Origin of the sequence: Mesorhizobium loti, assembly GCA_014189435.1 — a bacterium.
GTDB lineage: Bacteria > Pseudomonadota > Alphaproteobacteria > Rhizobiales > Rhizobiaceae > Mesorhizobium > Mesorhizobium loti_G.
This window is the reverse complement of the sequence record CP050293.1, coordinates 6,839,703-6,851,577: the sequence shown is the minus strand read 5'-3', so window position 1 is coordinate 6,851,577 and position 11,875 is coordinate 6,839,703. Positions and strand designations below refer to the sequence as shown.

11 protein-coding genes and 1 tRNA gene are annotated in these 11,875 nt (G+C 63.3%); 5 read left to right on the top strand and 7 right to left on the bottom strand.

From position 1 onward, the window contains the following. Positions 1-258: 258 nt before the first annotated feature. The 3 genes from HB777_32955 to HB777_32945 all read right to left on the bottom strand — a co-directional run bounded on the left by HB777_32955 (position 259) and on the right by HB777_32945 (position 1,271). A tRNA-Glu gene (locus HB777_32955) sits at positions 259-333 on the bottom strand. A 90-nt stretch (positions 334-423) separates the two neighbouring features. Then, positions 424-831: a VOC family protein gene (locus HB777_32950; GenBank protein ID QND68292.1), complete on the bottom strand. Its 408-nt coding sequence runs from the start codon at positions 829-831 to the stop codon at positions 424-426. A 56-nt stretch (positions 832-887) separates the two neighbouring features. Beyond that, the gene (locus tag HB777_32945) at positions 888-1,271 is read right to left on the bottom strand and encodes a fimbrial protein (protein QND68291.1); all 384 of its coding nucleotides are present in this window, start codon (positions 1,269-1,271) and stop codon (positions 888-890) included. A 27-nt stretch (positions 1,272-1,298) separates the two neighbouring features. Between HB777_32945 and HB777_32940 the strand changes: the two genes are divergently transcribed. Continuing rightward, positions 1,299-2,339 (top strand): RluA family pseudouridine synthase, encoded by a 1,041-nt coding sequence (locus tag HB777_32940; GenBank protein QND68290.1) that lies wholly within the window; start codon positions 1,299-1,301, stop codon positions 2,337-2,339. A gap of 190 nt (positions 2,340-2,529) precedes the next feature. Then, entirely contained in the window at positions 2,530-3,441 is a 912-nt protein-coding gene (gene rpoH, locus HB777_32935; protein ID QND68289.1) for an RNA polymerase sigma factor RpoH, read from the top strand. A 328-nt stretch (positions 3,442-3,769) separates the two neighbouring features. Here the strand turns inward: rpoH and HB777_32930 are convergent, their stop codons facing one another. The 4 genes from HB777_32930 to HB777_32915 all read right to left on the bottom strand — a co-directional run bounded on the left by HB777_32930 (position 3,770) and on the right by HB777_32915 (position 6,272). Next, positions 3,770-4,642: an MBL fold metallo-hydrolase gene (locus HB777_32930; GenBank protein ID QND68288.1), complete on the bottom strand. Its 873-nt coding sequence runs from the start codon at positions 4,640-4,642 to the stop codon at positions 3,770-3,772. A gap of 150 nt (positions 4,643-4,792) precedes the next feature. After that, entirely contained in the window at positions 4,793-5,452 is a 660-nt protein-coding gene (locus tag HB777_32925; protein QND68287.1) for a peroxiredoxin, read from the bottom strand. Between the two features lie 164 nt (positions 5,453-5,616). Further along, positions 5,617-5,979 (bottom strand): cell division protein ZapA, encoded by a 363-nt coding sequence (locus HB777_32920; GenBank protein ID QND68286.1) that lies wholly within the window; start codon positions 5,977-5,979, stop codon positions 5,617-5,619. Positions 5,980-5,999: 20 nt separating this feature from the next. Next, entirely contained in the window at positions 6,000-6,272 is a 273-nt protein-coding gene (locus HB777_32915) for a DUF4164 domain-containing protein (protein ID QND68285.1), read from the bottom strand. 262 nt (positions 6,273-6,534) lie between these two features. On the opposite strand from HB777_32915, the gene tkt reads away from it, so the two are divergent. The 3 genes from tkt to HB777_32900 all read left to right on the top strand — a co-directional run bounded on the left by tkt (position 6,535) and on the right by HB777_32900 (position 11,803). After that, positions 6,535-8,526, top strand: a complete 1,992-nt coding sequence (gene tkt / locus HB777_32910; GenBank protein QND68284.1) for a transketolase — start codon at positions 6,535-6,537, stop codon at positions 8,524-8,526. 158 nt (positions 8,527-8,684) lie between these two features. Beyond that, positions 8,685-9,695, top strand: coding sequence for a type I glyceraldehyde-3-phosphate dehydrogenase (gap, locus tag HB777_32905; protein ID QND68283.1), 1,011 nt, complete (start codon positions 8,685-8,687; stop codon positions 9,693-9,695). 218 nt (positions 9,696-9,913) lie between these two features. Then, positions 9,914-11,803, top strand: a complete 1,890-nt coding sequence (locus tag HB777_32900; GenBank protein QND68282.1) for a potassium/proton antiporter — start codon at positions 9,914-9,916, stop codon at positions 11,801-11,803. The last annotated feature ends 72 nt before the right edge of the window (positions 11,804-11,875 follow it).

Here is an 11,875-nt window from a genome sequence, read left to right as displayed (position 1 = left end):
CTGAAATGATTTATGCAAAATCGTCCGCCCCCCGGCAGTCGTCATTCAGCAATTGGCCCACGCCCATCGAAAACCGATGGAGCACACAATTGCCGGCCACCTGTTCCCAATGTGGCCACTCGACGGGTATCGTGGGGAGCCGCGAACGTCAATCCCAGCTAATTTAGAGAATTAGAGATGATTTGTGCCGCGAATACAGGCTGTTCCACAGACGGTGGACAGAACAAATCACAAGTCAGCCAAGTCAATAATTTAGCCTGGTACGCCCAAGGGGAATCGAACCCCTGTTCCCGCCGTGAGAGGGCGGTGTCCTGACCGCTAGACGATGGGCGCGTTCAAGAACCGGCGATATAGGCTGAGCGCTGGGAAAAAGCAACTGGGGGTCTGCCGCTTTCCCTTATCGGGGAAAAGTCGGCTCCGGTGCTACCGTTTCGGCTCGATCAGGTCCCAGAGATTGCCATGCAGATCGGCGAAAACGGCCACCGTGCCATAGGGCTCGAAGCGCGGCGCCTCGCGGAATTCGACGCCCTTCTCCAGCATCGCCGCATGGTCGCGGGCAAAGTCGTCGGTTTCGAGGAACAGGAAGACACGCCCGCCGGTCTGATTGCCGATGCTTTTGCTCTGTGCCTCGTCGGAAGCTTCGGCCAGCAGCAGCCTGGCGCCTTGTCCTTTGGCCGGCGCCACCGTGACCCAGCGCTTGCCGCCGCCGAGATCGACATCCTCGACGAGCAGGAAACCCAGCCGCTCGACATACCAGGCAATCGCCTCGTCATAGCTGGCGACGACCAGGGCCACGGTCGCGACACGGCGATGTTCGGCGAACCCGGTCATGCCTCAGGCCTGTTCATTTCTGCGACAGACTTGTTTGTTGCATGGTTGCCGACCGCTCATTTGTTGCGGATCGCAAAACGGCCGATCAGGCGGCGCTCGGCAATGTCGTAGACGAAGATCGTGCGGCTGCCGTCGGCAAGCTCGGCGTCGATCGAGAGGCGATTGCCGGAAAGCGACTGGCTGACCACCTTGGCGCCGACCGGCAGAACGATGTCGCCACTGATCGGCTCACCGGCAGGCACCTGGATGTCGCCAGCCAATGGCGGGCTGGCAGGCGGTGCGTTGCGCGCTTTGTAGACAAGGGCGATGATCACCACCATAAGGGCAAGGAACAGCAGGCCGAGATTGATGCCCATGAAGCGGACGAGCTTCTTGCGCACCTTTTCGGTTTCAGGGCCGAGCGGCTTTTCCTGATCTTCCTCGGCGATTGGGCTGGCCATGGCAAAACATTCCGGAACGGTTTTTCAATGAGCGCTCATAGCGAAGAGGCCCCCGAATTGATAGAGGCTGCGCCAACCGTGCTGGTGGCAGGCGCGAATGCAGCCGGTCAGCGCCTCGACCAGTGGCTGGCGGCCAGCCTCGGTCCGGACATGTCGCGCAGCCGCGTGCAGATGCTGATCCGGCAGGGCGCAGTCTCGGTCGACGGCAAGCCGATCGACGAGACCAAGCGCAAGATGACACCAGGCGAAAGCGTGTCGGTTGTCATGCCGGAGCCCGAGCCGGCGACGCCACAGGGCGAGAACATCACGCTCGATGTGCTCTATGAGGATGACGACCTGATCGTCATCAACAAGCCGGCTGGTCTTGTCGTTCACCCCGGCGCCGGCAACTGGACCGGCACGCTGGTCAATGCGCTGATCCATCATTGCGGCGACAGCCTTTCCGGCATCGGCGGCGTGCGCCGGCCGGGCATCGTCCACCGCCTCGACAAGGAGACCAGCGGCGTCATGGTGGTCGCCAAGACCGACCGCGCCCACAAGTCGCTGTCCGAAGCCTTCGCCGATCACGGCCTGACCGGCGATCTCGAACGCGCCTATCTGGCGCTGGTCTGGGGTATACCGCAGAGGCCGACCGGAAGGGTCGACGCGCCGCTCGGCCGCGCAGCCGACCGCGTGCGCCGTGCCGTGGTGCCGGAAGGACGCGACGACGCCCGCCATGCGGTCACCCATTTCGCCGTGCAGGAGCGCTTCGGCGAGAACCAACAGGAATTCGCCACTGCCAGCCTGGTCGAATGCCGGCTGGAGACCGGCCGCACCCATCAGATCCGTGTCCACATGGCGCATATCGGCCATCCGGTGATCGGCGACCCCGACTATGGCCAGGCCTTCCGCACCAAGGCCAACCGGCTGCCCGAACCGCTGAAAAGTCAGGTCAAGGCATTTCCCCGGCAAGCTTTGCATGCCTGGCTCCTTGCATTTCGCCACCCCACTACCCATCTAACGATGAGGTTCGAAGCGCCTATACCGGGGGACATGGAGGAACTCGTAGGCGGTTTCCGCAAGCTCTGAACCTGCCATAGAAAAACCTGAGCGGCATTGTTCACTTTGGCGTGACACACTGTTTCGTGTTGAACAAATGCCTGTCTTTTCTGGTTTTGTTCCTGTATAAGATCGGATGTCGCGGGCGAGCCTTTTGGTGCTCGCGTCACATGCCCGCCGCGTTTCGGGGGCATCACTCCAATAGAGAGGGGGCGCTATCATGGCCCAGTCATTACCCAGTATCGTTTCCGGCGAAGGCGGCCTCAGCCGCTACCTGGAAGAAATCCGTCGCTTTCCCATGCTGCAGCCGCAGGAAGAGTACATGCTCGCCAAGCGTTACGCCGAGCATGAAGACACCTCCGCTGCGCACAAGCTCGTCACCAGCCACCTCAGGCTCGTCGCCAAGATCGCCATGGGCTATCGCGGCTATGGCCTGCCGATCGGCGAAGTGATCTCGGAAGGCAATGTCGGCCTGATGCAGGCCGTCAAGAAATTCGAACCCGAGCGCGGCTTCCGCCTCGCGACCTACGCCATGTGGTGGATCAAGGCCTCGATCCAGGAGTACATCCTGCGCTCATGGAGCCTGGTCAAGATGGGCACGACCGCCAACCAGAAGCGCCTGTTCTTCAACCTGCGTAAGGTGAAGGGCAAGATCCAGGCGCTCGACGACGGCGACCTCAAGCCCGACCAGATCGCCGAGATCGCCACCAGGCTGAACGTTTCCGAGGCCGAAGTGGTGTCGATGAACCGCCGCCTGTCCGGCGACGCCTCGCTCAACGCCCCGATCCGGGCGAGCGAAGGCGAATCCGGCGAATGGCAGGACTGGCTGGTCGACGACCACGAAAGCCAGGAAGAGATGCTGATCGAGCAGGACGAGCTGGAAAACCGGCGCGGCATGCTGTCGGGCGCTCTTGCCGTGCTCAACGAGCGCGAACGGCGCATCTTCGAGGCGCGTCGCCTCGCCGAGGAGCCGCTGACGCTGGAAGAGCTGTCGTCCGAGTTCGACATCAGCCGCGAGCGCGTGCGCCAGATCGAGGTGCGCGCCTTCGAGAAGGTCCAGGATGCGGTCAAGGCCGCCGCCAAGCGCCAGACCCAGGCGCTGCGCACCATCGAGGCACAGCCGGCAGCGTAAAGCCGGCTAAGGCAACAGGTCATAACGGCGGCGTCAGGAAACTGGCGCCGCCTTTTTTGTGGGTTCAGCCTTTCGCGATTGGCGCTTCCTCGCCCCCGCAAAGCGGGGAGAGGTGGCTCGGGCGAAGCCCGAGACGGAGAGGGGGCAGCGCGGCGGTTGGGATTTGCTCATTCACCAAGCCTGCTTTTCACGATGCGCCCTGTCTTGAGCCGGCTTTGGCTTCGGGGACGTCGCTCCCCTCTCCGTCTCGGCTACGCCGAGCCACCTCTCCCCACTGCGTGGGGCGAGGAACCCAGGTTCTGAAAGGCGCTGGGGCCGGCAAAGCCTCTCACAGCCCATCCAGCGGGAACTTCAGGTACCGCCGGCCATTCGCCTCGGGTTCCGGCAGCCTCCCGCCATTCATGTTGACCTGCAGTGCATGCAGGATCAGCCGCGGCATCGGCAGCGTCCTGTCACGGGCCTCGCGCAGGGCGACGAACTCGGCTTCTGTGTGCGCCGCAACCAGGTGGATATTCTTCGCCCTTTGCTCAGCGACGGTGCTCTCCCAACGCGCCTCGCGGCCGCCGACCTCGTAATCGTGGCCGACGAACACCCGCGTTTCGTCCGATAGCGTCAGAATACCCTGGATCGAACGCCACAGCCGCGCCGCGCTGCCACCGGGAAAGTCTGCCCTTGCGGTGCCGCTGTCGGGCATGAACAGCGTATCGTGGATAAAGGCGGCGTCACCGACGACATAGGTGATCGAGGCGAGCGTGTGGCCGGGCGAGAAAAGCACCTTGACCGGAAGGTTGCCGATCCGAAAGATATCGCCTTCCGCAAACAGCCGGTCCCACTGCGAGCCGTCGGCGGGAAAATCCGGCCAGTTGTAGATCGCCTTCCACAGTTTCTGGACGTCGACGACCCTGTCGCCGATCGCTGTCGGCGCTCCGGTCTTCTCTCTCAGGTAATGCGCCGCCGAGAAATGGTCGGCGTGCGGATGGGTGTCGAGGATCCACTCCAGCTCCAGCCCGTTTTCCCGGATGAAATCGAGCAGGACGTCAGCATTCGTCGTGGCCGTGGCGCCGGATCTCTCATCGAAATCGAGGACCGGATCGATGACAGCGCAGCGCTTCGTCGCCTGATCGGCAACGACATACTGAATGGCCCCGGTCGGCTTGTCATAGAAGCCGCTGACCTGCGGCCTGGCCAAAGCTACGTCCAATTCCGGCTTCCCCACCACCTCTTAGCCGGCAGGAATGATTTTCTCTGACGGCATCCGAGAGGAGCATGTTTCTCCACTCGGACGCCTCCGTCAAGCATCACTTGGCTCGCAGCGGCGAGAAAGCCAAAAATCGTTCCGAAGCGCCTGAGGTCAGGCGGATGGCTGCTTGGTCTTCCGCAGATAGGGCAAAATGGTCTCGTAGGCGCCGAAGCGCTTGATCGCATCCTCGTTGGAGACGGCAGCGGTGATGATGACGTCCTCGCCCTGCTTCCAGTTTGCCGGCGTCGCCACCTGGTGCTTGGCGGTGAGCTGCATGGAATCGACCGCCCGCAGGATCTCGTCGAAGTTGCGGCCCGTGGTCATCGGGTAGGTCAGCACCAGCTTGATCTTCTTGTCCGGTCCGATGACATAGACCGAGCGCACCGTGGCGTTGTCGGCGGGCGTGCGGCCCTCCGATGTCTCGCCGGCGCCGCCTGGCAGCATGTCGTAGAGCTTGGCGACCTTGAGATCCTTGTCGCCGATCAGCGGATAGTTCACCGAATGGCCGGTCGCCGTCTTGATGTCGGCCTGCCACTTGTCATGGCTCGCGACCGGGTCGACGGAAATGCCGATGATCTTGACGTTGCGCTTCTTGAACTCGCCTTCCAGCCCGGCCATCGTGCCAAGCTCGGTCGTGCAGACCGGCGTGAAATTCTTCGGATGGCTGAACAGGATCGCCCAGCCGTCACCAATCCATTCATGGAATTTGATCGTCCCTTGCGTTGTCTCGGCGCTGAAGTCCGGCGCAATGTCGTTGATACGAAGGCTCATGGTCCCTACCCCTGTGAATGCCGCCGGCTGGCGGGCTCCGACCCTTTTACCACTCCCACGGCGACCTTCAAAACGGTGAGGTCGCCCGGCAGTGGCGCCGGGCGCGAAAAATTTTCCCCTTTTGTTGGAGAATGTAGAAATTTCGCTGCCGGCGCCGGTAAAGTCTAGGATTTCACGGCCAGCGACGTTGCCAGGTCTTCCATGCGCTGTGCCAGCGCGCCAAGCGCGTTGGTCAGCACGCTGTCGTTCTTGTCGGCCTTGGTCAGCGCATCGTCGCGCGTCTTGCGCAAGGTCAGCACTTCGCTTTCCATGCCCTTGACCCGCTTCTGCAGCTCAGAGAGTTCGTCCATCACCATGATGCCGGCCATCACGGTCAGCCGCTGGTCGCCGATCTCGCCAAAGGAGTCCTTCAGATGCGAGACATAGCGGTCGAAACGTTCGGCAAGGTCGATCAGATGGTCTTCCTGACCCTCGTCGCAGGCCATCCGATATTGTTTGCCGTCGATGGAAACCGTGACTTGAGCCATGAGCCTACCTGTCCAGCCCCCTACCTGTCCAACACAGCGCGGATGGTTTCCATGGCGGTCACCAGCCGTCGCGACACTTCCTTGTTGGCGTCTTCCAGACGTTCGGCGCGCGCTTCGGAATTGTCGAGTTCCTGCGCCAGCCGGGAACGATCGGCATTCATCCGCTGCACTTCGGCCTCGGCTTCCGAGTAATCGCGTTCATGCTCGAGCTTGGCCGCGACGGCGTTTTCCAGCCCCTCGATGGCCTTGCCCAGCCTGGCGATGACTTCCTTGAGTGTGGCTTCCCCGGTCATGGCCTTCGTCCTGTGCCCTGCCCATCACCGAATCGTTCGCGTTCAGAACGCGTTATCCCGGAAACATTAGGCACCGGGTGAAGGCAACGTCAACAAAGCTCTCGCGACTGTCCCCTGCTAACGCTAATGTAGACCCGCCGCCGGCATCACAAGGCCGGCAAATGTGCACCCGATTTGTTGACTAAAAGCGCGCGCCTGCTATGTGTCGCGCACCCTTTTCAGGGCTCTCCCAAGCCCCCAAACCCCCACTTCTGGAGGAACCATGACGTCGCGTGAACAACATGACCGGATGGCCAATGCGATCCGCTTTCTCTCCATGGATGCCGTCGAGAAGGCAAATTCCGGCCATCCCGGCCTGCCCATGGGCTGCGCCGACATCGCCACGGTGCTGTTCACGCGCTTCCTGAAATATGATCCCAAGGCCCCGCACTGGGCCGACCGTGACCGCTTCATCCTGTCGGCCGGCCATGGCTCGATGCTGCTCTATTCGCTGCTGCATCTGACCGGTTACGAAGACATGACCATCGACCAGATCAAGCATTTCCGCCAGTTGGGCTCGAAGACCGCCGGGCACCCGGAATATGGTCACGCCACCGGCATCGAGACGACGACCGGCCCGCTCGGCCAGGGCCTGGCCAATTCGGTCGGCTTCGCGCTCGGCGAGCGCATCATGAACGCCGCCTTTGGCAATGACCTCGTCGACCATTACACCTATGTGCTGGCCGGCGACGGCTGCCTGATGGAAGGTGTGTCCCAGGAGGCCATCGCGCTTGCCGGCCACCTCAAGCTCAACAAGCTGATCGTCTTCTGGGACAACAACAACATTTCGATCGACGGTCCGGTCTCGCTGTCCGACAACACCGATCAGGTCGCCCGCTTCCAGGCCTCCGGCTGGAATGCCAGCCACATCGACGGCACCGATCCGGAAGCGATCGCCTATGCCATCGAAGCCGCCCGCCATTCCGACAAGCCGACCATGATCGCCTGCAAGACGACCATCGGTTTCGGCGCGCCGACCAAGGCCGGCACCAACAAGGCGCACGGCTCGCCGCTCGGCGCCGACGAGATCGCCGGCGCACGCAAGTTCTTCAACTGGGATTCGCCGCCCTTCGAGATTCCGGCCGACATCCTCGACGCCTGGCGCACCGCCGGCAAGGCCGGCGTCAAGGCACGCACCGACTGGGAAGGCCGCCTGGCCAAGGCCGACGCAAAGCTGAAGGCCGAGTTCGAGCGCCGCCTCGCCGGCAAGCTGCCGTCCAATTTCGACGCCGTCATCGCCGACTACAAGAAGAAGCTGTCGGCCGACAAGCCGAAGGTCGCCACCCGCAAATCGTCCGAGATGGCGCTGGAAGTCATCAACGGCGCGGTTCCGGAGACCATCGGCGGTTCCGCCGACCTGACCGGCTCCAACAACACCAAGACCAGCCAGACCAAGAACATCACGCCCGACGACTACGGTCAGCGCTATGTCCACTACGGCATCCGCGAGCACGGCATGGCCGCCGCGATCAACGGCCTGACGCTGCATGGCGGCCTCATCGCCTATGGCGGCACCTTCATGTGCTTCTCCGACTATGCCCGTCCGTCGATGCGGCTGGCCTCGCTGATGGGCATCCGCTCGATCTTCGTCATGACCCATGATTCCATCGGGCTGGGCGAAGACGGCCCGACCCACCAGCCGGTCGAGCACCTGGCCGCACTGCGCGCCATCCCCAACCACAACGTCTTCCGACCGGCCGACGCGGTGGAAACCGCCGAATGCTGGCAGATCGCCCTCGAGTCGGAAAAGACGCCGTCGACGCTGGCGCTGACCCGCCAGAACCTGCCGACGGTGCGCACCGAATTCTCTGCGAAGAACCTGAGCAGCCAAGGCGCTTACGAACTGGCTGCCGCCAGCGGCGAGGCGGCGGTGACGATCTTCGCCACCGGCTCCGAGGTCGAGATCGCCCTCGGCGCGCGCGACCTGCTGGAAAAGCATGGCCATCCCACGCGCGTCGTCTCGGTGCCTTGCTTCGAGCTGTTCGACCAGCAGAGCGCCGACTACCGCAAGAAGACGATCGGCAACGCCCCGATCAAGATGGCGATCGAGGCCGGTATCCGCCAAGGCTGGGATCATCTGATCGGCTCCGACGGCATCTTCATCGGCATGACCGGCTTCGGCGCCTCGGGCACCATCGAACAGCTCTATCCGCATTTCGGCATCACCGCCGAAGCCGCGGCCAAGGCGGCGGAAGCACGCTTGCACGCCAAGTAAGATTCCGGGCCAGCCGGCGAAATCGCGAAAAACGGTTTCGCCGGGCTGGCCCAACCTAATCGATTTAAATCCACGTCGCCGCGGCTGGATTCTTTCCGCTTCCGCCGCTATGAAGCTGCGGACCCATCGTCAGCCTTCCAGCTCCCAGGGAGAGAGAAATGACCGTCAGAGTTGCCATCAACGGATTCGGCCGCATCGGCCGCAACATCCTGCGCGCCATCCATGAATCCGGCCGCAAGGACATCGACGTCGTCGCCGTCAACGACCTCGGCCCGGTCGAGACCAACGCGCATCTCTTGCGCTATGACAGCGTGCACGGCCGCTTCCCGCATGAAGTCTCGGTATCCGGCGATCAGATCACCGTCGGCAAGGAGACGTTCAAGGTCACCGCGATCAAGGATCCGACGCAGCTGCCGTGGAAGGAACTCGGCATCGACATCGCACTCGAATGCACCGGCATCTTCACCGCCCGAGACAAGGCCGCCGCGCATCTGACCGCCGGCGCCAAGCGCGTCGTCGTTTCGGCCCCGGCCGAGGGCGCCGACCTCACCGTCGTCTACGGCATCAACCACGAACAGCTGACCAAGGACCACATCGTCATCTCGAACGCGTCGTGCACCACCAACTGCCTGGCACCGCTGGCAGCCGTGCTGCACGAGACGGTCGGCATCGAAAAGGGCATGATGACGACGATCCACTCCTACACCGGTGACCAACCGACGCTGGACACCATGCACAAGGACCTCTACCGCGCCCGCGCCGCCGCCCTGTCGCAGATCCCGACCTCGACCGGTGCCGCCAAGGCGATCGGCCTGGTGCTACCCGAGCTCAAGGGCAAGCTCGACGGCATCTCGATCCGCGTGCCGACCCCGAACGTCTCGGTCGTCGACTTCAAGTTCATCGCCAAGCGTGCGACCACTGTGCAGGAGATCAACGACGCGGTGATCGCCGCCTCCAACGGCAAGCTCAAGGGCATCCTCGGCGTTACCCACCACCCGAACGTGTCGATCGACTTCAACCACGATCCGCGGTCTTCGATCATGGCGCTCGACCAGACCAAGGTGATGGACGGCAACTTCGTCTCGGTGCTGTCCTGGTACGACAACGAGTGGGGTTTCTCCAACCGCATGGGCGACACCGCGGTCGCCTTCGGCAAGACCATCGCCTGATCGCAAAGCTCTCTTTTCGAAACCTGAAACGCCCGGCTTTGTCCGGGCGTTTTTCATGAGCGCGGCTTGCGCCTTCCCGAATTGTGTCCTGGGCGCCAAAACATCCGAAAATCAGCGGCATAGGTCAAAAAGCCACCCTGCCGCCTTGCACTGGTCACGTCTTCGCCCCACTCTCTCGTAAAGCAGGAGACAGACGAATTTGAGGGGCTGATTTCAGGATGGAGCATGCGATCTATCTCGTCACGCTGGTCGGCACAGCGCTTGTCGTCGCCGCCGCGTTTTCGAGCCTGATCGCCTTCCGCTTCGGCGCCCCGCTTCTGCTGCTGTTTCTCTGCATTGGCCTCGCCACCGGCACCGACGGTCTCGGCATCCAGTTCGACAACGCCCGCATCGCTTATTTTGCCGGCTCACTGGCGCTGGCCGTCATCCTGTTCGATTCCGGCTTCGGCACGCCGCTCAACGCCTTGCGGCAGGCCGCAGGCCCGGCTTTGTCGCTGGCGACATTTGGCGTGCTTTTGACCACCGGCCTGTTTGGCGCCGCGGCCCACTATCTGCTCGACCTTACCTGGCTGGAATCCTTCCTTCTCGGTGCTGCCGTCGCCTCGACCGATGCCGCGGCCGTGTTCTTCCTGCTGCGCGCCGGCGAGATCAATCTGCGCGAACGCGTGCGCTCGACGCTCGAGGTGGAATCCGGCACCAACGACCCAATCGCCATCTTCCTGACCATCACGCTGGTCGAGATCATCGCCGCCCACGCCAACCCCGAGACCAATGTCCTGGTCACCAGCCTGTTCCTCGGCTTCCTCCTCAACATGGGTCTTGGCGCCGTCGTCGGCGTGCTCGGCGGCCTCGCCATCGTGCGCCTCGTCGACCGGCTCAACCTCGACCACGGCCTGCTGCCGATCTTCGTGCTGACCTTGTCGCTGATGGTGTTTGCCGCCGCCGGCGCCATAGGCGGCTCGGGCTTCCTGGCGGTCTATATCGCTGGCCTGATCGCCGGCAATTCCGACATCCGCGCCGTCACCATTCTCAAGCGTTTCCAGGACGGCATGTCGTGGCTGGCGCAGATCATCATGTTCCTCATCCTCGGCCTGTTTGCGACGCCGTCGCAGTTTCCGGCGATCATGGTGCCGGCGGTAGCGCTCGGCCTGTTCCTGATGTTCATCGCCCGCCCGATCGCGGTCTGGCTCTGCCTGATCCCGTTCCGTCTGCCGCGCCCCGAGGTTGCCTTCGTCTCCTGGGTCGGCTTGCGCGGCGCGGTGTCGATCCTGCTCGCCATCACCCCGCTGCTCGGCGGGCTGGAAAACGGCCGCGTCATCTTCAACACCGCCTTCATCATCGTGCTGGTGTCGCTTGTCATCCAGGGCTGGACGGTCGGACCGCTGGCGCGCCGCCTCGGCCTGATCGTACCGGCACGCCTCGGACCGCTGGACAAGGTGGAATTGGAACTACCGGGCTCGGCCCATCACGAGCTTCTTGCCTATCGCGTTGCGCCCGGCAGCCCGGTGGCGCGCGGCGAACGCATCCCGCGCTGGGCACGGCCCTCGCTGGTGCTGCGCGACGGCCGCTCGATGCGCTTCCAGGACATGGGCCGGCTCGCCGCCGGCGACCAGGTCTACATCTTCGTGCCGGACCGCTATCCGCGCCTGCTCGACAAGCTTTTCGCCAGCCGCGCCGTGGTCGATCCCGAGGATGCCGATTTCTTCGGCGCCTTCGCTGTCGACCCGGCACGCTCCGCCGCCGAACTGGAAGCGGCCTATACGCCAGGACTGACCGAGGCGGAGCAAAAGCTCACCGTCGGCGCGCTAGTCACGGCGCGACTCGGCGGCCATGCCGAATATGCCGACCGCGTGCTGCTCGGCCCGATCGAGCTGATCGTCCGTGACGTCGACGACAAGGGCAAGATCACAGGCCTCGGCCTTTCCTTCGAGCCGACCGCGCCGGTGGCCAGGGTGCCGGTTTTCCTGAGCGCCGGCGAAATCGGCGACCGTCTTTCTGCCTTTATCCGCAACTGGCGCAAGCCGACCGAGACGCAGATGGCGGAGGCGCGCGCGGGCGAGAAACCGGAGCCGGAGCCCGCGCCGGAAAAGACAGCGACCGAGAGCTGACAACTTCTGGTGTGAGTTCTGCCCTTCATCCCCCCGCCGGCACAAAATCGTTCCGACTTCAAAATTTCGTTT

Bases quoted from the DNA above. Each gene is read 5' to 3' on its own strand.
- HB777_32950 (QND68292.1), bottom strand. From the start codon at position 831: ATGACCGGGTTCGCCGAACATCGCCGTGTCGCGACCGTGGCCCTGGTC.
- HB777_32945 (QND68291.1), bottom strand. From the start codon at position 1,271: ATGGCCAGCCCAATCGCCGAGGAAGATCAGGAAAAGCCGCTCGGCCCT.
- HB777_32940 (QND68290.1), top strand. From the start codon at position 1,299: ATGAGCGCTCATAGCGAAGAGGCCCCCGAATTGATAGAGGCTGCGCCA.
- rpoH (QND68289.1), top strand. From the start codon at position 2,530: ATGGCCCAGTCATTACCCAGTATCGTTTCCGGCGAAGGCGGCCTCAGC.
- HB777_32925 (QND68287.1), bottom strand. From the start codon at position 5,452: ATGAGCCTTCGTATCAACGACATTGCGCCGGACTTCAGCGCCGAGACA.
- HB777_32920 (QND68286.1), bottom strand. From the start codon at position 5,979: ATGGCTCAAGTCACGGTTTCCATCGACGGCAAACAATATCGGATGGCC.
- HB777_32915 (QND68285.1), bottom strand. From the start codon at position 6,272: ATGACCGGGGAAGCCACACTCAAGGAAGTCATCGCCAGGCTGGGCAAG.
- tkt (QND68284.1), top strand. From the start codon at position 6,535: ATGACGTCGCGTGAACAACATGACCGGATGGCCAATGCGATCCGCTTT.
- gap (QND68283.1), top strand. From the start codon at position 8,685: ATGACCGTCAGAGTTGCCATCAACGGATTCGGCCGCATCGGCCGCAAC.
- HB777_32900 (QND68282.1), top strand. From the start codon at position 9,914: ATGGAGCATGCGATCTATCTCGTCACGCTGGTCGGCACAGCGCTTGTC.